The sequence below is a fragment of the Dyadobacter sp. HNCC25DJ187 genome (genome assembly GCF_056895255.1).
On sequence record NZ_JBXHAT010000001.1, the window covers coordinates 631,776 to 655,439 of the forward strand.

A 23,664-nucleotide genomic window follows, 5' to 3' on the forward strand; every position below is an offset into this window, starting at 1 on the left:
ACTTAACTATTAGTTCAAAATTACGTGCTTGTTATGGAAAAAGTAAAATGGGGCATTATTGGCTGCGGAAATGTAACGGAAGTAAAAAGCGGTCCGGCATTTAATAAGGTTGACAATTCTGAACTGGTAGCCGTCATGCGAAGGGATGCAGATCTTGCCTCTGACTACGCCAGAAGACATAGCGTGCCAAAATGGTACGATAGCGCGGATGAACTGATTAACGATCCGGACGTCAACGCTATATATGTTGCAACACCTCCCGATACCCACGAACTGTATGCAATAAGAGCAATGCAGGCTGGAAAGCCGGTATATGTAGAAAAGCCTATGGGCAGAAATACGGCAGAATGCCAGCGAATGATAGATGTGAGTGAACAAACCGGAGTTCCTCTTTTCGTAGCCTATTATCGCAGGGCAATGCCTTATTTTCAGAAAGTAAAAGACTTAGTTAACAGTGGTTTAGTAGGAGATATACGCCTGGTGAGCATTGTGTTACAATGGCAACCGCACCAGGAGGAGATAGGTAAGCTTGTGAAAACAAGATGGCGTGTTGATCCAGAGATCTCCGGTGGAGGGCATTTCCACGATCTGGCATCTCATCAGTTCGACTTTCTGGAATATGTTTTTGGGCCAGTGAAATCTGCCAATGGAATTACAGCAAATCAAGCTGGCTTGTATGTAGCAGATGATATTACCATAGCAAACTGGGAATTTGATTCGGGTGTATTAGGAACCGGTAGTTGGTGCTTTACAGTGAGCAAAGAACAACGTTTGGATGAAGCAAAAATCATAGGTTCCAGGGGGCAGATCATATTTTCGTTTTTTGAAAAGTTCGATATTACCGTAATTACTGAAAATAGCACAGAAGTGTTTACAATTCCATATCCAGAGCATGTTCAGCAGCCGTTAATTACTCAGATAGTAGGTGAACTTACAGGAAATGGTCAGTCCATAAGTAATGGAAAAACGGGCATCAGGTCCAACATAATCATAGATATGATCACCAATAAGGGCTGATACGTTGGAGAACCTTAGAAAATTCAAATTAACCGGATGCCCTGAATACCAAAAATAGGAGGCATTAAGTTACTTTTACACCAATCATATTAAATCATATCGTCATGGCAAAAGGAAAAAACCTGGACAAAGGCAGCACCAAAAAGGAGCCTGAGAAAAACCTCAAAGAAAAAAGAGCTGAAAAGAAGGCAAAAAAAGACGGAAAAAAAGATTACTAGTAGTTAAAGCTAAAAATGGCAGCCACGAAGTGACTGCCATTTTTGTATTCATTTCAATAGATTTCACGATTGGTTTTATACTTCGCCAGTCGTTTCTTGGATCTGACTATTTTTGAGTGGATTTTATTCTTTTCTGCAGGCGTCATTATATCATCTGCATTGGCCTTGTCGATAGCCAGTTTGATAATATCCTGCTCCTTTTTCAACTTACTGTATTCAAGTTCAGTCAGTTTTCCGGATTTTCGTGCTGCATCAATCTGGCCATTGAGTTTGCGAAGTTCGGCGTTGAAATTCTGACTATAGCTTTCATGTGCAAGAGTCAGCAAAAATGCAACAATGATCGTTTTCCAAAATTTCATTTTTTATTATTTAGATACAACATCACTCGTAACCTTTTCCCTTCAGGTCAAGAGCAGCCTCATTTTTTAATATCGCGATGAACTCTGTATGTAACATAGGTTGACTAAACATGGGAAAGTCATTTTTGATCGCATTGTCGTGCTCTTCCTGGCTAAGTGTAGCGCAACAGTCTGTTAATGAAATCACATTATAACCTTTGTCGTATGCAGTTCTCATCGTTGATTCTACGCAACAATTGGTTAAATATCCTGCCAGGGCAATATTTTTGATGCCCCGACTACGTAATACAAAGTCAAGATTAGTACTGGCGAAACCGCAGAAGCTTCTTTTTCCCTCGATTACTATTTCTCCCGGCTCAGGAGTAAGTGAGTGAGCAAAGTCGGTTCCCCAGGTATTTTTTTTAAACGCGCCATTATCCACAACACCTTTCATAATACCGTACGGGTTCGGTGTAACTTCATGATAATCTTCGGTAAAGGAAATAGGCACATGTATGATGTTAATGCCAGCTTTCCGCGCTTGCTTTACGGTTTCTGCTGCATTTTCCAGCATATTTGTGGAATCCATCACGCTCTTGACTGCACCATGAAAAATACCTCCATCAGTGGTAAAGTCGTTTTGAAATTCTATCAGAACAACAGCAGTTTCTTCTGGGTTAAGACTCATAATATTTGTTTTTTGAGGTTAATAGCTGATGTAATTTAGCCATTTACTAATGCAAAACATAAGGCAGTATACAGTATTGACACTAAAACTGCATCAGAAAAAACATTGGAAGACTTGCGATCTGTACCAAAATGCTCTGCATTGAGGAAGAAATTACTCAAATAATGCAATTTAAAGAGACACTTGAACGAGAATTCAACTTATTGATTACGAATTGATTAATCATTAAAATCGCATTAGAGCCTAAACCGGATTAACTTTTATACTTCTAAACCAGACATCAACTTAAAAAATCAGAAAGATGAGAAGTATCCTAATTAAGACACTTTGCATGGCTATGGTTGCGACCGGAGTTACGACTGCCAGCTTTGCACAATTTTCTATTGGACTGCAAGGCGGAGTCGCGAAATCCAACGTAGAGGACTCCAAAACCATTGCAGGTGGCGGTCTTAACCTTCGTGTATTTGCTACTCCCCAGGTAGCGATTGGCGTAGCAGGAAAGATTTATGCGGATGGAAGTAAGTATACTTTTGCCGGGCAGACTTTTGAAACAACCGGAAGGGTGACACCAGTTACCGGAACGATTGACTACTTCTTTACCACAGGTGTCGTGAGACCATATATCGGTGGTGATGCAGGTGTTTATTTCTCAGGCTACGATGCCAAATACAACGGCAATACCGTTTTAGAATCTCAGAAACACAGCAATTTTGGAGCAGCGCCAAGAGCAGGGTTTGTTTTTGCTTTTGGTAATCTGGGAATTCAAGTGGAAGGTATCTATCATTTTGTGTTTGGAAATAAGAATCACAGCGCAACTACAGGATCGGCTAACAATGTAGATTTTGAATCAACTTCAAAATTCGGCGGTGTGAATGTCGGTCTTATCTTCGGATTAGGGGGAAAGTAAATCACACACACTCCATGAATTATATTGAGGATATCCAAATCGGGTATCCTCTTCTTTTTGGTCGAATGACCGAAAGCAACATACCTTTGTTTCATCACTCATTCAAAACTTAAGTATGCCTCTTGTTCAAGATACTGGTACTTCAGACGCTTCCTGCTCATTTGTTGATCAGATAAAAGATTGGCTTACAGCGTTGGGATATCCATGGACATCAGGACTTGCCGGAGACAGCGATTTTTTGTGTTTTACCATATTCAGGAGTGAGCAACCGGTGATGAACCTCATCGTGATCGATTACGAAAAATGGCTATTATCGGATGCATTTAGCAGATACAATAACGTCTTCCTTTTCGTAGCTAAGTCAAGATTCCACGGTATTACTTCTGTTATAATATGGGAAGATCAATGGCATCGATCCCGTAACATCGTCGTATCAAGGATAAAGGCATTGCTTGGGATTTCCGTCCGTATTCCGGGCAGACTCACCTACACGGCACGTATTAATAAGTCAACGGCAGAGAGTTTCCTAAATACGCATCATTTACAAGGTAATGTATCGGCTAAATACAGATACGGATTATTCTTGCCAATTCGTTATTTCAGAATACTTGCAAAGGATTTCCCCATTGACAATGCCAATCAGGACTTGCTGGTTGCCGTGGCTACGTTCAGTAACGCTAAAATATTTGTACGTGATGCAGGGGATTCACATCGTTCTTGTGAACTAATCCGGTTTGCCAATCATTGTGATACCACAGTTGTTGGTGGTATGAACAAAATATTGAAGGCTTTTACCGAGGATTTTAAACCTGACGACATCATGACGTATGTAGACCTGGAATGGTCTGATGGTCGCTCTTATGAAAAACTGGATTTCGAATATATTTCTGAAAGGGCAGGTGTATCATTTCATTTGGATATGCAAAATCATATGAGATATACATCCACCCATGATGAAAAAGCATCTGACAAGGTACCGATTACCAATGCGGGAAGTAACAAATTTGTAAAAGCAGTTAACCATTGAAACCATTACTCGTCATTTTAGGCCCAACAGCCAGTGGCAAAACCAAACTTGCCGTTGAAGTGTGTCACCTTATAGGGGGAGAAGTAATTAGTGTCGACTCCCGACAAATATACCGTGGTATGGATATTGGCACCGGGAAGGATTTGCAGGAGTATACATTTAGAGGAATTGAAATCCCTTATCATCTGATTGACATCCGTGATGCAGGTGAACAATACAACGTAAAAGATTTTCATCAGGATTTTGCAGATGCTTATTTTGATATTGATGGACGGAATTCAACGGCTGTAGCTTGCGGCGGCACAGGTTTTTATATTCATTCTATTTTAACCGGTCATGCTTTTAACGCCATTCCTGTAAATGATGCCCTTCGAACGTCGTTAGTTAATCTATCACGAGAAGATCTTGCAGTCCGATTTGCTGAGTACAACACGATATATACAAAGCTGGCCGATACTACCACTCATAAGCGGCTGATTCGTGCTATCGAGATCTCCAAATACCTTACCGACAACCCTGATTTGGATCAGCAATGGAACTATGAACCTGGTCCGCCGAAAGCCATGATATATGGTCTTAACCCTCAGGTAGAAACGAGAAGAGCAAAAATCAGCGCCAGATTGAAACAGCGGTTAAATGAAGGATTGGTGAAAGAGGTTCAGCATTTACTTGATTCGGGCCTACTTCCAGAACAATTGATCTATTACGGACTGGAATACAAATACATTACCCTGTATCTGACGAAACAGATTAATTATGCAGAGATGATCGCCCGACTGGAAACAGAAATTCACCGCTTTGCCAAGCGCCAGATGACCTTTTTCAGAAAAATGGAAAAAGATGGTTTGCATATTCAATGGCTTGATACCTCGATGGAGACAGGGAAACAGGCAGAGTTTATCGTCTCTCATTATGAAGAAGGAATTGTTCAGTTACATTAAAGTACTTTAATCAAACACATCATTTTTAATTCAATGAACCGAAAAATAAGTAGCCTGTTACTGCTTCTTCTCCTTATAATTACCGACGCTTACCTGTTATCGCATCCTAATCTGATCGGGAAACTGGGCATTTTCATCTATAAACACACTTACATCAAGAATTTTCCTACTGCCTTGATAACCGTATTTTTAGTTGTAGGAATCTCATTATTGCTATGTGAAGGCGTTCGCAGGTATGCTAAGCAGAAAGTTCAGTTAATTTGTTTTTCCTTGTTTTTAATTGTTTCTCTCATCTGGCTGGCTTATGTTTACAACACGTTTTCTACGTTTTCGTATCGTATCACAGGCAAAGCCTTTATTTATGGTGCTCATTTACTGCCGGTAATACTAGGAGGAATGTATGCGCGATATCTTGTTAAAGCAGTTTTCGCATACTTTAACAAAGTAGAACCAGGAAAAGGGCAGGGCCGTGCTGAAACCCTTGGCAGTACCCACATTATTCCATAATAAGTAGAATTTAGTTTCGATAGAATAATGTTATTATTCCTTTGAATTGTGAAATAATATGGGTTTTATCTTGAATTCCTACAAATAAAACAGAGATAATAATAGAAAGTACAGCGTTTTTTAAGATATTGCAGCTTGTGTTTTTCTCATTCCTATTCGTACGAAAATAGGAATTAACACAAATTTAATTTTGTTGAGTAGGTAATTTTCAAGGTTTTTAGTCCTTTGTGTTACTACGATGTCATCAACACTTTATTACATTAACATTTTTATTTTATCTAATTAATATGTCCCAAATAGCTGAATTAACCCTTGAAGGTAAAACTTACCAATTCCCGATTGTAGAAGGTAGTGAACAGGAAAAAGCGATTGATATAGCGAAACTGCGTGATCAAACCGGATATATTACAATTGATGCTGGTTACAAAAATACCGGCGCAACAAAAAGTGCTATTACTTTTCTTGACGGAGAAGAAGGTGTACTGAATTACAGGGGTTATTCTATTGAGGAACTTGCAGAAAAATCGTCATTCCTGGAAGTAGCTTATCTGCTGATTTATGGCGAACTACCTACAGCACAACAATTTGCAGATTTTGAATACGAAATAAAGACGCATACACTTGTTAATGAAGATATGCGTAAGATTTTCGAAGGATTTCCGGTAAATGCGCATCCGATGGGTGTATTATCTTCATTGGTTAGTGCTATGAGCGCTTTCTATCCCGAAAATGCGGATCAAGATCCTGAAGAAGTTACGCAATTGCATATCATTCGTTTGCTTTCAAAGCTTCCTACTATCGCAACCTGGTCCTATAAAAAATCACAGGGGCATCCGGTTAATTACCCAAAAAATGACCTTGACTATTGTTCAAATTTCCTGAACATGATGTTTTCTCTACCAGTAGCTAACTATGAGGTGGATCCTGTTGTATCTGCGGCTTTGAATAAACTTTTGATACTGCACGCTGATCACGAACAAAATTGCTCGACCTCTACGGTAAGATTGGTAGGTTCATCGCATGCTAACATCTATTCATCTATTTCATCCGGAATCAGTGCACTGTGGGGGCCGCTTCACGGTGGTGCCAACCAGGAAGTAATTGAGATGCTTGAAGCTATTCGTCAGGATGGTGGAGATACGCAGAAGTACATTGATATGGCCAAAGATAAAACAAGCGGATTCCGTCTGTTTGGTTTTGGCCACCGTGTTTACAAAAACTTTGATCCACGTGCACGTATCATTAAAAAAGCAGCTGATGATGTATTGAGCAAGCTGGGCATCAATGACCCGGTTCTGGAAATTGCCCAGCAGTTAGAGAAAGCGGCTCTAGAAGATGAATATTTCGTATCACGCAAACTGTATCCGAACGTAGATTTCTATTCAGGTATTATTTATCGTGCATTAGGTATTCCTACCAACATGTTTACTGTAATGTTTGCAATCGGACGTCTACCAGGTTGGATCGCACAGTGGAAAGAAATGCGTACTAATAAAGAGCCAATCGGTCGTCCTCGTCAGGTTTACGTTGGTGCTCCTAAAAGAGCATTCGTGTCAATTAACGAGCGATAGTTTAAAAATATTGATGGTTGCCTAGAGCGTACTGATGTGAATCAGTACGCTCTTTTATTTTCTGTAAAATACCATTTGCACCATCATGCTCCGGTGCCAAATAATACCTAAGGAGAAAGCCTGTCAATCTTCCAGCTCGCCCCTTCCGTTTTGGTATAAGCCAACCGATCGTGCAATCTGCTTGGCCGCCCCTGCCAGAATTCTATGTAATCGGGAATAACACGGTATCCTCCCCAGTGATCAGGTCTTGGAATATTTTTACCTTCAAATCTCAATTCCAACTCTGCATTGGTAGCTTCCAGCACCTCACGACCTGGTATCTCTGAACTCTGATGCGATACCCAAGCGCCAATCTGGCTTCCTCTCGGACGACTTTTAAAATACTCATCGGAGTCTTTCGGATCCACCCTCTCAACTTTTCCTTCGATACGTACTTGTCTTTCTAATTCTTTCCAGAAGAAAGTCAATGCTACTGAAGGATTTTTTTCTATCTCCCGACCTTTTTTACTCTCGTAGTTGGTAAAGAATTTAAAGCCCATGTCCAGGTCTTTCAGCAGTACCACACGAGCTGCTGGTTTTCCATCTTTCACAGTACTTAACACCATCGCATTAGGCTCTTCCAGGCCGGAAGCAAGTACCTCTTCAAACCACTTTTCAAACTGTTTTAACGGATCAGCGTGTAAATCCGACTCGTGCAACCCCTTCAAAGTGTAGTCACTTCTGATATTTGCTATTTTATGGTTCATTTCCGATGAATATGTTCAATGTTAGGATGTCAAAAGTAGCCAATTCAATGGAAAGATTATTAGATTTGTAATCAATAAGACACGTACTTACGAAACACGAATCACGATGGCACAAGAACAAAACGAAGGGGTCGAAAGCAACGAGCAGGAAGACCTGACACCTAAAACTATTGATACCCTCGATATTGATCTTAACACTGAGCTGGCTGAGGAACATGAGGAAGAATCTACATCGGATGTAGATTACAGTCAACTATCCAAAGAGCAACTTGTAAAATTACTGGAGAACGAACTGGCTGCCGTTCAGGGAGAAGGTTCGAAGCCCGCGTTGCTTAAAAAGGCTGAGTCGGTGGTTCGTGAAATACGTCCGGTACTTGATCAGATTAAACAAACAGAGCGCGAAACAGCTCTGAAATCTTTTGTTGCAGAAAACGGCGATGAAGACGGCTTCGAGTTTAAATATAATGTTGATATACAACGTATTGACACTTTAACCAGAGAAATTCGCGGTCTAAAGAACGCCTATTACCAGGGACAGGAAAAAGAGAAGGAAAAGAACTTCAATGTAAAAACAGCGTTGCTTCAGAAGCTTCGTGAATTACTGGAAGACGAAGGTTCTAAGGAAACAGATGCTTCCGGTCTGAAATCCAGCTGGGAAGAATTTAAGAAGATTCAGGAGGAGTGGAAAAATGCAGGTAATATCGCATCTCCTCATAACGGCACGCTCTGGGCAACTTACAATGCATTGATCGACAGATATTTTTCAAATAGAAATATCTATTTCGAGCTCAAAGAACTTGATCGCAGAAGAAATGCAGAATTGAAAGCGGAGCTTTGTGAAAAAGTGGAGGAACTAGGCAAATCCTTGGAAGGGCGTCCGATGTCTCGTGAAATACTCAATGAAGCAAATCATATTTTTGAGGATTATAAGCACTTGGGTCCAGCTCCAAAAGAAGACCAGGAAAAGCTATGGCAGCGTTTCAAGGTAGCCATGGATGTGCTTTATAATGCGCAGCGTGAGCAGTTCGCTGAACAGAAAAAATCCATGCAGGAGAATTACGAACAGAAGGCAAAAATCTACGAACAGATCGTTCCTTTTACTTCCTACAATTCCGGAAGCATTAAAGAGTGGAATGCCAAAACAAAGGAAATTATGGCGTTTCAGGACCAGTGGGTTGCCTTGAAAGGCATTATGCCGAGAGAAGAGGGGAAAGAGCTTAGCAAGAAGTTCTGGGCAAGCCTGAAGACATTCTTTAACAATAAGGGGGAGTTTTTCCGTCAGCTGGAAAGCAAACGCGAGCAGAATCTTGAACAAAAGAATCAATTATGTGAAGAAGCAGAAGCTATATTGGCATCAGGCGAAGACAGTGCATCTAATACGCAGAAAATTATTGAGCTGCAAAAGAAGTGGAAGGGAGTAGGGCAGGTTCCTGAGAAATTCAAGGATACAATATATGACCGCTTCAAAAAAGCTTGTGATGCTTATTTTGATCAGAAACGTGCTAAAAACAAAGAAGTAGAGGAGGGATTTGAAGAAAACCTTGCGAAGAAAGTCGATCTTATTGAGCGCATTGAGTCTGCTGCAAATGATAAGGTGGAGTCCACACTGAATTTGCTGTCTGCTTTTAAGAGCGAATGGTCTTCAATTGGATTCGTGCCCAAAAAGGACATGCAAGCTATTCAAAAACGTTACATTGGGGCAATAAATACCTATGTGAGTGCGATTGGACAACTTTCCACAAAAGAAAAGGAACAGGCTGTACTCGAAAGTGAAGTTGAACTTGTTCGCGACGGGGGAGATAGCAGCCGCAATCTTGTCCGTAAAGAAGGTGATATTCGTCGCAAGGTAACTCAGCTCGAAAATGACATTGCTTTATGGCAAAACAATATTGAGTTCTTTGCGAAGTCAAAAACTTCGGACAAACTCAAAGCCGATTTTGAAAGAAAGATAAATAATGCGCTGGAGCAGCTGAATGAGCTGAAACACCAACTATCTATTATTCAGGAAGCTATATAATTCAGAAAAAAAAATAGTAAAAAAGGCTTTAAAACCCTTGCGTTTGTTATTCTGTTACTCTACTTTTGCAGCACGATAACGGAATAACAAACAGTATCGGCAAAAAATAAAAGGCCTCCATAGCTCAGCTGGTAGAGCAACTGACTTGTAATCAGTAGGTCGTTGGTTCGATCCCGACTGGAGGCTCTAATAATTTTGCCAATACATAAGTTACCGAATATCAATAAAAGCCTCCATAGCTCAGCTGGTAGAGCAACTGACTTGTAATCAGTAGGTCGTTGGTTCGATCCCGACTGGAGGCTCTGAAAAACCTGGCAAGTTTTGTCAGGTTTTTTGATTTAAAATCTAAGCAACGAACAGCTGCACTTTACGTACCATTCAGGTACATTCAATAATTTTCTTCATCTAAGTCAGTTGAAAGTGCCACGTATAGTCATGGCATGATTTGTGCTGTTGTAGATCCAAAGCGTTCTTTGCTTTAATAAATTCTAATTACGGCCCAGTTTGCTTTTCGGGCCATTCATCCTATTTCTAATCAAACGTGTCAGCTTAGGCTAGCGCTTTGAACATTATGAAAGATTACAATAATTCAAACAATTCGGGAAGATTAATCATTGTTGCCTATCGATTACCTTTTAAAATAGTTCAGGAAGAAGATCAATCCAAGCTTGTTCAGAATTCCGGAGGATTGGTTTCGGCTGTATTGTCTCTGGTAAGCGAACAGGAGGATTCAATTTTCAGTGCGAAAGAAAAGATTCAGTGGATTGGCTTTAGCGAGAATACACCTGAAGAACTGGAAGGACAATCCATGGCCAATGAGTCATTTCAAGCACATCCGGTGTTTATATCAGAGGACATCAATGAAAATTACTATGAGGGGTTCTGCAACAATCTGATATGGCCTTTATGCCATTATTTCCCTTCTTTGGCCCGTTTCGACGATGCCTACTTTGACGCTTATCAAATTGCAAACAAGCTTTTTTTCGATAAGGTTAATGAAATCATTCAACCAGGTGATGTGGTATGGGTTCAGGATTACCAGCTCATGTTACTACCTGATATGATCCGACAGCAACATCCACTTAATAAAATTGGATTTTTCTTCCATATACCGTTTCCATCCTACGAACTCTTCAGAATGCTTCCCGTTAACTGGCGTAAGTCCATAATTGACGGCATTTTGGGTGCAGACGTGGTTGGCTTTCATACCAACGATTACGTTGAGTACTTCCTTAAAGCGGCAAGGCTTGTCTCAGGCTATGGAAACAAGCTGCATTACATCAATATGAGCAATAGGATCGTCAAGGTCGATTCTTTTCCAATCAGCATTGACTTTGGACAATTTAATAATGCCTACGACACTCAGGAAGTAGTTTCTGCCCGTCAGGAGGCAAGGGAGTCGCTTAAAGAGAAGATTATATTCTCGGTGGATCGCCTCGACTATTCAAAAGGCATTTTACATCGATTACAGGGTTTTATGCGATTCCTGGAAAATCATCCTGAGTGGCATGAGAGAGTGTGTTTTGTGATGGTGGTTGTTCCTTCAAGGGATACGATTGAACAATACCAAAACATGAAAATGGAAATTGATCAGACGGTTGGTGCTATTAATGCGAGCTTTGGTAACATATACTGGCAACCGATCATTTATCAATACCGCTCCATGAACTACCATGAATTGGTTGGCATGTACACAGCAAGTGACATTGCACTTATCACGCCTGTCCGCGATGGCATGAACCTGGTTTGTAAAGAATATGTCGCTAGTCGAAAAGATGAACAGGGCGTACTGATACTCAGTGAGATGGCCGGAGCGGCGGAAGAACTGGGTGAGGCGCTTATCATTAACCCGCTGGATAACCAAGGCATAGCAGATGCCATCAATGAGGCGCTGTTGATGGAGCCGACAGAACAGCAGAAGCGCATGAGAGCCATGCGTGAAAGGATTCATGACTACGATGTATTTGCATGGACCAATGACTTTTTTACCCAAATGCTTATGTTAGAACAAGAACACGAACGATTAAAACAGGTTTTCCTAACCAATAAAGGAATTGATAATATCCGCAAGGCATATGATGCTACTTCCAAAAGGATATTGTTCTTCGATTATGACGGTACTCTGGCACCCATCGTTCCGGATCCGGCTCAGGCCATTATTTCCGAGGATATCAGGAAATTACTTCTTGACATCGCCAAAAGGGATACGGTAGTCATCATAAGTGGACGTGACAGAAGATTCCTTGATATACATTTTAAAGGCTTGCCGGTACACATCATTGCAGAACATGGTGCGCTGATTAAAACAAAGGGTAGTGATGAATGGACACTCAATGAGAGTTATGAAGAGAACTGGAAAGATAGTATCAAGCCGATACTGAATATGTATGCTAAAAGATGCCCCGGCGCGTTTGTCGAAGAAAAAGAGACGTCTCTGGCTTGGCATTACCGTACCGCTGACGATAAGGAATATGCGTCACGACGGGCTCAGGAATTATCCTGGCAGCTGAAAAACTTTATCCAACCCGAGCTGAATCTTCAGATCATTGATGGTAACAAAGTTGTAGAAGTTAAGAAAACCGCTTTTAATAAAGGTACCGCAGCGAGAAGTTTTGTTGAAGTTGGTGATTATGACTTTATTTTGGCTATCGGAGATGATACCACGGATGAAGATATGTTTGAAGCATTACCCGAAACCTCATATACCATTAAGGTTGGTGATGATCTGTCTGCTGCTCGAAATCATATTCGTAGTCAGGAGGAAGTGTTCCACTTTCTGAGTTTTATGGTTTCCAGCCTTCCTGAATAGATAAAACGGGGATCACGCAATCGTGATCCCCGTTTTATAGCATTTCATTAACAATTATACCATCAACGGGATTCTGCTAAGTTTTCCAATTTGACAAATTGACAATCATAGCCGCTTGACCGCAATACGGCCTGGATTTTTCTAAAATCGGATAGATCAGATGTCAAAGTGAGAATGAAATCCTGAAAATCATAAGCCCAATGTTTTACATTGAGTCGTGTAAGGCAGTCATGTAACCGCTGAAAGGAACGACTGTTTTTCAGCTTTGTTCGATATGAAATTTTATATATTGCGCTCATTCATGTAACTGTAAAATTTGTACTGGATAGGGTATTCAAAGATGCGCTTTATTTATAATAATTCCAAATAAAATAGATCGATATTACTACGGATATCAAAATAAAAAAGCTTCGCATCGGAATGTCCGAAAATTGCGAAGCTTTTCACACAAATGCATTAAGCCAATGTTATTTTACAGATAAATCAAACGAATTACCATTACTTTGATACGACATGACTGGCTGCAGCCTATGGTCATTCAGGTATAATGATTCTGTAAGGAGGCTGGCCATAATGAAAAACATAAAACTCAGATATGGATTCTTCTGCTTCTCGCAGAAATTTTCCATTCAGTAGTCGCTATATTGTTTTCTATTACAGTTGCATAGTCATGAAGCGCGACAGTAGGGCAAATATGGTACGGCAAGGCGTAATAAATAGCACCAACTTTGATATCTTTCCATTGATTGACATCCACTTCGATGACGCCATGCTCCTCGCTCTGACTTAGTACAGTGTAATTATCAAGATTCAGAATTTTAAATCTCCTTTCAATCGGATTTTCAGCCGCAACAGCCTTGTGCCCTAAGTCGATGGTAATGATACCGGGTTTAGGTTTTGATATTACTCTTGTGAGCAGTAGCGCAGCATGATCAAAAGATTGTTCAGGAAGCTTCATTTCATAACCCCAGTCCCAAAGTACATTCGTTCCTGGACTCAGGAATACGTACGCTCTTTGCGCATGAACTGTAAAAGAGGGAGAGCCTCCGGCAATTACAATAGGTTGTTCACTAACTTGTGAATCGAATGTATCCAGCAATTTACGGACCGTATCGAAGGCCGAATCCACGTTGAGCTTACGTTCAGCAAAATCAGAATCTCCGATATGTCCATCGTAAACATGAACTCCGGCTACATGCAGATTTTTGAACCTCTGAAGTATACCCAGAAGGTCAGGCAAGGCTTCATCAGTGATATGTCCTGTTCGGTTCATACCATTGTTTACATCGATGAACACTCCCAATTGAAGATGGTTTTCTTCCGCAACATCATTCAGAGATTGAGCAGTATATTCATTGTCAACCAGACAAAAAAACTGAACATCACTGTAGGCTTTAGTAAGCGCTACCAGCCGCTCCTGATTTGGACCAATCAACTGATAAGCCAGCAAAATCCATTTAGCTCCAGCTTGGGCAAGCATTTCCGCCTCTGCAATAGTTGCGCATTTGAATTTGGTTATTCCTTTTGCCAATTGCAATTTCACAACATCACCACATTTATGTGTCTTGACGTGTGGAATCAACCTTGATGTACCACCTGCAATACTGATCATATGATCAATATTAGATTCGATTCTTTCCTTATAGAACAGGAGCGAGGGCGATAAAATATTTTCTGTGTGGTCAATGTTATACCACATATAATGAATAGGAGTAAAGTGAAAGATTAATCTGCTGATAACGGGTTGTTAAACCTCGAGTTCAAACATAGCTTCTATTTCTACAGGAATATTGTCGGGCAACGAACCCATTCCCACGGCACTACGAACCCCGATACCATTTTCTTCACCCCAAATCTTAGCGAACAATTCACTGCATCCGTTAATGATATAAGGATGTTTCTCAAAATCGGCAGTACAGTTTACCATACCCAAAATCTTCACTACCCGTTTGATTCGGTTTAGACTCCCAATGTTCGCTTTCAAAGTTGACAATATAGTGAGGCCAACTTGTTCAGCTGCTTTCTTACCTGCTTCGATGTCCATATCTTCTCCTATTCGACCTATGATCAGAGAGCCATCATCCTGAACCGTACCATGTCCGGATACATATAGCCAGCGGTCATCAACAATCAGGTATGGTTTGTAAACTCCAAGTGGCTTTGGTGCTGGTGGAAGAGAAAGGCCAAGTTTTTCAAAATTTGATTCTGCACTCATAAGCTAATTTTCGTTGATACTATTGCAATAATTGTAAAGTCTTAAATAAACAAATTTAAAATGAGAACACCCAATAGTCCCATGATCGAAACAATGGTTTCCATTACCGACCAAGTAAGTAGCGTGTCTTTAATACTCAGATTGAAATACTCCTTAAAAAGCCAGAACCCTCCATCATTTACGTGAGAAAACATCAAACTTCCTGAACCTATGGCCAAAACCAATAATTCCGGTGATACAGTGGAATGAACCAATAAAGGAGACAGAATCCCCACTGTTGTAAGGCCGGCCACTGTTGCGGATCCCACACAAACCCTGATAATCGCCGCTATTCCCCAGCTCAAAAGCAGCGGTGAAACGTCGACGTATTTAAGACTTTCAGCGATATAATTACTTACACCACCCACGGTCATAATTTCTTTGAAAACACCAGCACCAGCTATGATCAGCAAAATTACGGATACCCCCTTGAAGGCTTCTTCCATAGATTTTGTAATCGCCTTCATATTCATTCCACGTACCAGTCCTAGAGAATAGGCGGCAAACAGAACTGATAGCAACATTCCAAAATAAGGCTCAGCAAGAAGCGCAACCAAGGTGTTGCCTGGCATTACACTCTTCAAAGCAGACATGCTTGTTAGCAGGAACACAGGAAGCAGGGCTGTTATAATACTGATACCTAAACCAGGTAACTCATTGGAGGGACGCGGCTTTACATTAAAAAGATCTTCATCCGGTTTCGGCTGGAATCTTTTGAGTGTCTTGCCAAACATAGGACCGGCAATAGCAATAGCAGGAACTGAAACTATCAAACCGTATAATAACGTTTTTCCTAAATCAGCATTCAATTGACTGGCAATGGCAGCAGGGGATGGGTGAGGGGGCAAATAGCCATGTGCAACGGAAAGTGCTGACAACATAGGAACTCCTATATACAGAAGCGGTAGTTTTGCAGTAGCACTGATCATAAATATAAGCGGAATCACAATTACAAAACCCGCATTATAAAACAGGGGAATTCCAATCACAAAACCAGCCAATGCCATTCCCCATTGAATGTTTTTAGTACCAAAAATACCTATTAGTGCATCGGTTATTCGCTGAGCTGCACCGCTGTCCGCTACCATTTTACCTAGCATCGCGCCGAACCCCACAATCAATACCAGATCTCCTAATGTACCGCCAACTCCTTTCTGAATGGCCTTTCCAATCGTGGCTACGTCCAATCCACTGGCAAGCCCGAGACCAATAGATATCAAAAGAAACGAAATGAAGGTGTCAATTTTTAGCCAGGCAATAAGCAGAACGAGAAGAATGATGGCAAGAAAAGTAAGTAGTAAAGGCATTTATCGATAGGTTTGAAACGTGAACTTGATACTATAAGAATATACTGACCCAAATTTAATGATTACAAGACGTTTTACTTTTTTTAACGATATGAATAAATGTAAAATGCGGTGTATCATCGCAATATGACATCGGCAACCGGAATAGCCTTCAAATAGTTTGTCCAAGTGCTTAAAAATGACGAAATTTGTATCCTTATAACTAACAATTTTGGATTAATCACGTGAGAGTTGGTATAATTTTAACTTCTCACATAAATTCTGATTCTTTTCTAATTATCTATGGCAGAATCTCCTGGTGAAAACATTATTCCCATCAATATTGAGGAAGAAATGCGTGGTGCGTATATCGATTATTCGATGTCCGTTATTATCTCACGTGCTCTTCCGGATGTAAGAGATGGTTTAAAACCTGTACACCGCCGCGTATTGTATGGTATGTCTGATTTGGGTGTTAACTATAACAGAGCCCATAAAAAATCTGCACGTATAGTTGGTGAAGTATTAGGAAAGTATCACCCACATGGTGACTCATCGGTGTATAACACGATGGTGCGTATGGCCCAACCGTGGTCGTTGCGCTACCCGCTTGTTGACGGGCAAGGGAACTTTGGATCGGTGGATGGTGATAATCCAGCTGCGATGCGTTATACAGAAGCACGTCTTAAAAGACTGGCTGATGAATTACTAAACGATCTGGGTAAAGACACTGTTGACTTTCAACCCAACTTTGATGATTCTCTGTCTGAGCCTTCCGTATTACCTGCCAAATTTCCCAACCTGCTTGTAAACGGATCTTCGGGTATTGCAGTAGGTATGGCTACAAACATGGCTCCTCACAATCTATCGGAGGTAATTGATGGTGTTTTGGCGTATGTCGAGAATACCGAAATTACCATACCGGAATTGATGGAGTACGTAAAAGCGCCGGATTTTCCGACTGGTGGTATGATATATGGTTATCAAGGTGTAAGATCGGCTTTCGAAACGGGACGTGGTAGTATCATTATTCGTTCAAAAGCTAATTTCGAAGTTTCTAAAACGGGTAAGGAACAGATTATCATAACCGAAATTCCTTATATGACCAATAAGGCTGCAATGATCGAAAGAATTGCAGGTCTTATTAATGACAAAAAATTAGACGGTATCTCGGACATCCGTGATGAGTCGGATAGAGATGGAATGCGTATTGTTTTCGATTTGAAAAAAGATGCGATTCCTAATATTGTGCTGAATCACCTTTACAAATATACTCCGCTTCAATCTTCATTCGGTGTTAACAACGTTGCTCTTGTAAAGGGACGTCCTGTTCTCCTGAATTTAAAAGACCTGATCAAGCATTATGTAGAGCACCGTGTAGTGGTTATTACACGTAGAACTGAGTATGAGCTTCGTGAAGCAGAAAAACGAGCCCATATTCTACAAGGATTGCTGATTGCATTGGATAATCTGGATGCGGTGATCAATCTGATCAGAAGTGCCCGTGACCCGGAAACTGCAAAAAATGGTCTGATAGGACAATTTGGCCTAAGCGAAATTCAGGCAAAAGCAATTCTTGAACTTCGTCTGCAGCGTTTGACAGGTCTTGAGAGAGAGAAAATCGTAAAAGAGTACGAGGAAATAATGGCTCTCATCACAGATTTGAAAGATATTCTTGCAAATGAATGGCGTAAGTTTGAGATTATTAAAGCTGAACTTAACGAAATTAAGGACCGCTACGGTGATGGCCGTCGCACCGCAATTGAGTTTGCCGCTGAAGAATTTAGTGATGAAGACATGATTCCTGATGATGAAATGTTGATCACTATTTCTCATGAAGGATACATTAAGCGTACTCCGCTTGCAGAATATCGTACGCAAACAAGGGGTGGAGTTGGATCCCGTGGCGTGAAAACAAAAGATTCTGATTTTACAGAACACTTGTTCTCAGCAACCATGCTCAATTACCTACTTATATTTACAGAGTACGGGAAACTTTTCTGGATGAAGGTTTACGAAGTTCCGGAAGGAAGCAAAACTTCGAAAGGCCGTCCGATTCAGAATTTGATCAGCCTGGAGAATGGGGATTCGATACGTTCAGTAATTAACGTCAAGACGTTGACTAATGAGGATTATATCAAAAATAACTACCTCATTATGTGTACTGAACAGGGAACAATCAAGAAAACATTGCTTGAAGCCTATTCTCGTCCGCGTACCAATGGTATCATTGCTATCTCAATTAATGAGGGTGACAGGTTGCTCAATGTTGCATTGACCAACGGCGACAATGACATTGTAATTGCTTCCAGTGCAGGCCGCGCCGTACGATTCAATGAGACAGGGGTTAGACCAATGGGAAGAACTGCTGCCGGTGTGCGTGGTATTAATCTGACCGATGCAGGTAATAAGGTAATCGGCATGGTTTGTATCAGTCGCGAAGATGCTCAGTTACTGGTTGTTTCTGAAAATGGTTTTGGAAAGCGTTCAAATATAGATACTTACAGGGTAACCAAACGCGGTGGCAAAGGGGTTTCGACCATGAATGCGACAGACAAAGTTGGTAAGCTGGTAGCTATTCGCGAAGTCACTGAACAGGACGACCTGATGATCATCACCAGAAATGGTATTGCTATCAGGATGAGTGTTCTGGATATTCGTCTGGCTGGAAGAAACACGCAAGGTGTGAAACTGATCCGTTTGAATAACAGTGATGAGATAACGTCAGTCACACGAATTCTAAAAGACCCGGACGAGAAGCAGGTTGAAGAGTTTGATGAAAATGGTAATCCAATTATTACGACATCACCGGACATTATCCCTGTGGACGATCAGGAATTAACCGATGTTGAGTCAGAAGAAGTTATCGATGATGATGAAGAGGCTGAAGACCAGTCAGAGGAGGTGGACACCGATGATGAGGTATGATTTTTGTAGAATTTGCAGTTTTATACCCTATATTTAGCATTTCGAATTATCAATCACAATAAAAGTAAGGATATCTATGAAAAAAATGTTTTTTGTTTCTGCACTCACTCTTGCCAGCTTTACTGCCTTTTCGCAGGATGCAGTGAACAAGGCGATGGTAGATCAATTTCGTAAGGACAAAGATAAAAGTGATAAGGACGCATCAGATCCCAAAGCAAGTGCTAAAGCAAGTTTTTGGATGGAGAGAGCGAAGTTATATGAAAATATAGCAATGTCAGGATCGGAAGTTGATTCAAGCGCTGCAAAAACCGCACTTGATGCGTACAAGAAAGTTGTAGAACTCGATTTGACCAAAAAAGGAGAGCCTGGTAAATCTTCAAAGGAAGCTACCAAAGCTTTGAATGGGGAAGAGGGTACCTCACTTTTTAATGCTTTCGTTAAGCAGGGTGCTGAAAAATACCAGAATAAAAACCTGAATGGCGCTCTGGAAATGTTCCAGTTAGCTCAAGAGGTGAACAAGAAGGATACAACAGCCGCACTTTACGGAGGTATTGCAGCCCAACAGCTTGAGAAAAAAGATGATGCAAAAACTCAGTTTGCGACTTACATCAATAATGGAGGTAAAGACCCAAGCGTATTCTATGGCTTGGCACAGCTGTATCGTGCAGATAACGACTTCGACAAAGCAATCGAAACGTTGAATAAGGGTTTGGAAAAGTCGCCAGGTAATAAAGATCTTAAATCCGAGATTGTTAATATTTTGCTGGCATCCGGCAAGGAAGATCAGGCAATTGCGGAACTAACTGCGTTGACTACATCTGATCCAAGCAATGTTCAGAATTTGGTTAACCTTGCCATTTTGTATGATAACACAAATACAAGGGCTACGCAAAAAATTAAGGAAATTAACGGTAAGCTAGGCACAGGCTCAAACAAGGCAGCAAATGCAGCTAAAAATTTAGAAGCCGAGAAAGGAAAGATCGAAGTATTTGATGGTGAGATCAAACGTATTTCAGCGCTGATCAAAAAGCAACCCAAAAATGCAGATTTGAAACGCCAGCTGGCTGACGTTACTAACAAAAAGAAAGAAGCGACCGCTGCTATAGCTACCTTGGAAGCCGAAGCGAAAACAGCTGCCGAAGCATCAGCTAACACAGATAAGACTGGTTTGGAAAAAGAGCTGGCCGACTTGAAGACCAAACAAGCAAATGCATCATCAAAAGCTATAGAAAGTTACAAGAAGGTTCTCGAACTGGAAGCGACTAACTATGATGCGCTTTACAACCTTGGCGTTTTCTATTTCAATGAAGCTGTACAGTTGAAAGGCGAAGTTGATAACATGAATATGACTGAGTATCAGCAAAAAGGTAAAGAGGTTGAAGGTCGTGTATGTGGAAAATTCCAGAAAGCTAAGCCGTTTTTTGAAAAAGCAGTAGCTGCAAAGGATGAATCAGAAGCAAAAGAAAATCTTGCTACTGTGAATAGCGTACTTGAGCAGTTTGCAGGAAAAGGTATTACTTGTGTAGAGTAAAAAACTGCAGAAACAATAAGAAAGGGGGATAATTAGTAATCCCCCTTTCTTACAAATACCGTTCTATTTAACATAATATAAATTATACAACAAATTATAGTGACTTAATGTAGGTTTAATTGCCGTATAAGTCAATAAAAATGAGCACGTTAGCTATTTTTACAAAAAAATTTAAATTTTAAGTTTAACTGATCCATCTTTGTCGATCTGGCTTAGATTCTGATCAATGGCTTTTGAGCTAATTAGAGTGTTTCAAAAAATTCATAGCCATGCAGGGCTGGGTCTTTTACCATATGATGAATTAGTAGAGTATCACCACTGCAATTGGAAATCTGATAGAACTGTGTAGCATTGACACTAAGAATTTAGAACTGCTGCCTCGCTAAAGCTAAACAAAGTATTTCTCCTAAATGTATAAAGCAGTTAAATGCCACAAATAAGACGAAATCCGCAAACGAGCTTTAATTATTTGAAACATGACCAAGCCCAATAATCAAACTAACTATTGCTAATGAACTAGAGATTGGACTGGTTAGATGGAAAGATAGGAAAAACTCAAAATCCATTAATTTGTAAACTGACATAATCTATCAGCATTCAGATATTTTCTTTTCAAAATTTAGAATGTCGTCAAAAGCATATCAAGAATTATCATACTGGTAGTATCCTGTCAATTTATGGCTGGCCTAACTTCAGAGACGATCAATTCTATTTAACATAATATGAACCTTTAGCCGCTTACATTTTATCACAGCGACCTAGTATGCAGACTTTGATTTTCATTCGATTCTAAGATAGGTCGTATCGCAAAATATACGATATAATATGCTGATAATTAAATAGTTAATTAACAATACATTGACAAAAAAATTCGCTCATAAAATGAATTTTACGAGCGAATGCTTATCTCTGACGCTGTTTAAGCTACATCGCAAATCTCTATACCCTGCTTTAACGAAGCTATTTGATCAGCTCTTTTTGGGATAAACTCCTGAGCCACAAAGCCTTTGTATCCTGTCTCCACTATTGCTTTCATAATTGCAGGATAATATAACTCCTGAGTTTCATCGATTTCGTTTCTACCAGGAACTCCGCCAGTATGATAATGACCGATATACTTATGATACTTTTTTATGGTAGCTATCACATCGCCTTCCATGATTTGCATATGATAGATGTCATAAAGCAATTTGAATTTTTCTGAACCAATCATCTCGCAAAGACCTGCTCCCCATTCAGTTCTGTCACACATATAATCACGGTGATTGACTTTACTATTGAGTAATTCCATGATCATAGTAATATTGTATTTTTCAGCAGCGGGCATCAGACGTCGCAGACCAATTGCACAATTTCTCATTCCGTCTACATCTGACATTCCCCGTCTATTACCAGAAAAACAAATAACGGTTGTATAGCCTGCAGCCTGCAGCTTAGGAAATAATTCTTCGTAACTTTTTACCAGTTCATCGTGAAGAGCCAAATCGTTAAATCCTTTTTCAATTCCCATTCCTGCTCCATTTGGTAAAGCGCAGGTCAAACCGTGCTTTTTCAAAATTGGCCATTCTTCAGGTCCCAGAAGTTCAATAGACTTAATTCCCATTTTCTTGCACTCTTGCGCAAAAGTTTCTAGTGGAATTTTTCCATAACACCATTTACATACTGAATGGTTTATTTTGCCCTTAAGCTCCGGGCCCAGAATGGTTTCAGCTTTTGTAATGGCTGCGGTTAAAGACTGTGGTATTACTGCCGCTCCGGATGCAACTGCTATTCCTTTGATCAATTGCCTCCTGGAAAAGTTAGATTTCATATTTTTTTCAATTTAAAGAATGTCACAAATCTTAATTGCCTGGCTTAGTGATGCAATATCATTACCGCGACTTGGAACAAACTCCTGCCCTACGTACCCTGTGTATCCAGTCTCAACAATGGCTTTCATGACAGCCGGATAATAAATTTCCTGCGTTTCATCAATTTCCTTTCTACCCGGAACACCTCCTGTATGATAGTGAGCAATATATTTATTGTATTTTTTGATTGTGGCGATTACATCGCCCTCCATGATCTGCATATGATAAATGTCATATAGCAATTTAAATTTTTTAGAACCTACCATTTCGCATAAGGCGGCTCCCCAAGAAGTATGATCACACATGTAATCCCTGTGATCCACTTTGCTATTTAGCAATTCCATTACCAAAGTGACATTATGTTTCTCTGCAAGGGGTATCAATTTTCTAATCCCAGTTGCAGAATTTCTCATCCCATCAATATCGCTCATGCCGCGTCGGTTTCCTGAAAAACAGATAATCTTGTCATATCCGGCTGCCTGAACTTTTGGAATTACGTCTGTAAAATCTCTTATCAATGCTTCATGGTTGGCCGGATCGCAAAACCCTTTATCCAAACTTCTCGTAGCTCCTTCTCCCCAAGGCAAAGCACAAGTTAATCCATTCTTCTTCAAAACAGGCCACTCTTCTGGTCCACACAATTCAATCGAAGTGATGCCAATTTTTTTTGCTTCCTGCGCAAGGGTCTCCAATGGAATTTTACTGTAGCACCATCTGCATACTGAGTGATTAATTTTTCCATTTAACTTTTCGCCAAGTACCTCATTATTTTTTGCAAAGACAGCGCTCATTGTCAAAGGCGGAAGAGCAATTGCTCCAGCCACCATACTTTTTATTACTTCCCTTCTACTGGAACCCAAGGTCATTTTTTTTTATACTTTTTAGTTAATAATGCGGTTCAATAAATCCCGGAAATCCCTACCCTTGCCTATTCGAAAATATGTAAAATACTGCAAGTCAAATACTTAAAAATCAATAAAGTGTAACATAAACACTTAAATTTTGATCATCGAATCTATAAAGATTTGA

18 protein-coding genes and 2 tRNA genes are annotated in these 23,664 nt (G+C 40.4%); 12 read left to right on the forward strand and 8 right to left on the reverse strand.

Annotation, left to right across the window (positions count from 1 at the left end; genetic code table 11):
• Positions 1–33 precede the first annotated feature (33 nt).
• A complete protein-coding gene (locus AC1XUE_RS02580) occupies positions 34–1,017 on the forward strand; it encodes a Gfo/Idh/MocA family protein (RefSeq protein WP_483354367.1) in 984 nt (327 codons plus the stop codon).
• A gap of 271 nt (positions 1,018–1,288) precedes the next feature.
• On the opposite strand, the gene AC1XUE_RS02585 is transcribed toward AC1XUE_RS02580, so the two are convergent.
• Both AC1XUE_RS02585 and AC1XUE_RS02590 read right to left on the reverse strand, forming a co-directional pair.
• Entirely contained in the window at positions 1,289–1,594 is a 306-nt protein-coding gene (locus tag AC1XUE_RS02585; protein ID WP_483354368.1) for a hypothetical protein, read from the reverse strand.
• 22 nt (positions 1,595–1,616) lie between these two features.
• Entirely contained in the window at positions 1,617–2,261 is a 645-nt protein-coding gene (locus AC1XUE_RS02590; RefSeq protein ID WP_483354369.1) for a cysteine hydrolase family protein, read from the reverse strand.
• Between the two features lie 301 nt (positions 2,262–2,562).
• Here AC1XUE_RS02590 and AC1XUE_RS02595 point away from each other — a divergent pair, with 301 nt between their 5' ends.
• The 5 genes from AC1XUE_RS02595 to AC1XUE_RS02615 all read left to right on the forward strand — a co-directional run bounded on the left by AC1XUE_RS02595 (position 2,563) and on the right by AC1XUE_RS02615 (position 7,214).
• Complete coding sequence (locus AC1XUE_RS02595) at positions 2,563–3,168, forward strand: hypothetical protein (protein ID WP_483354370.1); 606 nt, start codon at positions 2,563–2,565, stop codon at positions 3,166–3,168.
• A gap of 115 nt (positions 3,169–3,283) precedes the next feature.
• Positions 3,284–4,195 (forward strand): hypothetical protein, encoded by a 912-nt coding sequence (locus AC1XUE_RS02600; RefSeq protein ID WP_483354371.1) that lies wholly within the window; start codon positions 3,284–3,286, stop codon positions 4,193–4,195.
• Entirely contained in the window at positions 4,192–5,136 is a 945-nt protein-coding gene (miaA, locus tag AC1XUE_RS02605; protein WP_483354372.1) for a tRNA (adenosine(37)-N6)-dimethylallyltransferase MiaA, read from the forward strand. The genes AC1XUE_RS02600 and miaA overlap by 4 nt, the downstream gene beginning before the upstream one ends.
• Before the next feature lie 33 nt (positions 5,137–5,169).
• Entirely contained in the window at positions 5,170–5,643 is a 474-nt protein-coding gene (locus AC1XUE_RS02610; RefSeq protein ID WP_483354373.1) for a hypothetical protein, read from the forward strand.
• A 287-nt stretch (positions 5,644–5,930) separates the two neighbouring features.
• Complete coding sequence (locus AC1XUE_RS02615) at positions 5,931–7,214, forward strand: citrate synthase (protein ID WP_483354374.1); 1,284 nt, start codon at positions 5,931–5,933, stop codon at positions 7,212–7,214.
• A 107-nt stretch (positions 7,215–7,321) separates the two neighbouring features.
• Here AC1XUE_RS02615 and pdxH read toward each other — a convergent pair whose 3' ends face one another.
• Positions 7,322–7,960: a pyridoxamine 5'-phosphate oxidase gene (pdxH, locus tag AC1XUE_RS02620; protein ID WP_483354375.1), complete on the reverse strand. Its 639-nt coding sequence runs from the start codon at positions 7,958–7,960 to the stop codon at positions 7,322–7,324.
• Between the two features lie 106 nt (positions 7,961–8,066).
• On the opposite strand from pdxH, the gene AC1XUE_RS02625 reads away from it, so the two are divergent.
• The 4 genes from AC1XUE_RS02625 (at position 8,067) to AC1XUE_RS02640 (ending at position 12,786) form a co-directional block, all read left to right on the forward strand.
• Positions 8,067–9,977, forward strand: coding sequence for a DUF349 domain-containing protein (locus tag AC1XUE_RS02625; RefSeq protein WP_483354376.1), 1,911 nt, complete (start codon positions 8,067–8,069; stop codon positions 9,975–9,977).
• 113 nt (positions 9,978–10,090) lie between these two features.
• A tRNA-Thr gene (locus AC1XUE_RS02630) sits at positions 10,091–10,163 on the forward strand.
• 43 nt (positions 10,164–10,206) lie between these two features.
• Positions 10,207–10,279 (forward strand) — tRNA-Thr (locus tag AC1XUE_RS02635).
• Between the two features lie 269 nt (positions 10,280–10,548).
• A complete protein-coding gene (locus AC1XUE_RS02640; RefSeq protein WP_483354377.1) occupies positions 10,549–12,786 on the forward strand; it encodes a bifunctional alpha,alpha-trehalose-phosphate synthase (UDP-forming)/trehalose-phosphatase in 2,238 nt (745 codons plus the stop codon).
• A gap of 589 nt (positions 12,787–13,375) precedes the next feature.
• Here AC1XUE_RS02640 and AC1XUE_RS02645 read toward each other — a convergent pair.
• Genes AC1XUE_RS02645 through AC1XUE_RS02655 form a run of 3 tightly spaced genes read right to left on the reverse strand, consistent with a single transcriptional unit; the run spans position 13,376 to position 16,347 of the window.
• Complete coding sequence (locus AC1XUE_RS02645; RefSeq protein WP_483354378.1) at positions 13,376–14,485, reverse strand: D-TA family PLP-dependent enzyme; 1,110 nt, start codon at positions 14,483–14,485, stop codon at positions 13,376–13,378.
• A 48-nt stretch (positions 14,486–14,533) separates the two neighbouring features.
• Positions 14,534–15,001, reverse strand: a complete 468-nt coding sequence (locus AC1XUE_RS02650; RefSeq protein ID WP_483354379.1) for a RidA family protein — start codon at positions 14,999–15,001, stop codon at positions 14,534–14,536.
• A 41-nt stretch (positions 15,002–15,042) separates the two neighbouring features.
• Entirely contained in the window at positions 15,043–16,347 is a 1,305-nt protein-coding gene (locus AC1XUE_RS02655; protein WP_483354380.1) for a gluconate:H+ symporter, read from the reverse strand.
• Between the two features lie 282 nt (positions 16,348–16,629).
• Between AC1XUE_RS02655 and gyrA the strand changes: the two genes are divergently transcribed.
• Complete coding sequence (gyrA, locus tag AC1XUE_RS02660; RefSeq protein WP_483354381.1) at positions 16,630–19,254, forward strand: DNA gyrase subunit A; 2,625 nt, start codon at positions 16,630–16,632, stop codon at positions 19,252–19,254.
• Between the two features lie 76 nt (positions 19,255–19,330).
• Positions 19,331–20,785 (forward strand): tetratricopeptide repeat protein, encoded by a 1,455-nt coding sequence (locus tag AC1XUE_RS02665; RefSeq protein WP_483354382.1) that lies wholly within the window; start codon positions 19,331–19,333, stop codon positions 20,783–20,785.
• Positions 20,786–21,704: 919 nt separating this feature from the next.
• Here AC1XUE_RS02665 and AC1XUE_RS02670 read toward each other — a convergent pair.
• Both AC1XUE_RS02670 and AC1XUE_RS02675 read right to left on the reverse strand, forming a co-directional pair.
• The gene (locus AC1XUE_RS02670) at positions 21,705–22,595 is read right to left on the reverse strand and encodes a hydroxypyruvate isomerase family protein (RefSeq protein WP_483354383.1); all 891 of its coding nucleotides are present in this window, start codon (positions 22,593–22,595) and stop codon (positions 21,705–21,707) included.
• A 12-nt stretch (positions 22,596–22,607) separates the two neighbouring features.
• Positions 22,608–23,501, reverse strand: coding sequence for a hydroxypyruvate isomerase family protein (locus AC1XUE_RS02675; protein WP_483354384.1), 894 nt, complete (start codon positions 23,499–23,501; stop codon positions 22,608–22,610).
• Positions 23,502–23,664 lie beyond the last annotated feature (163 nt).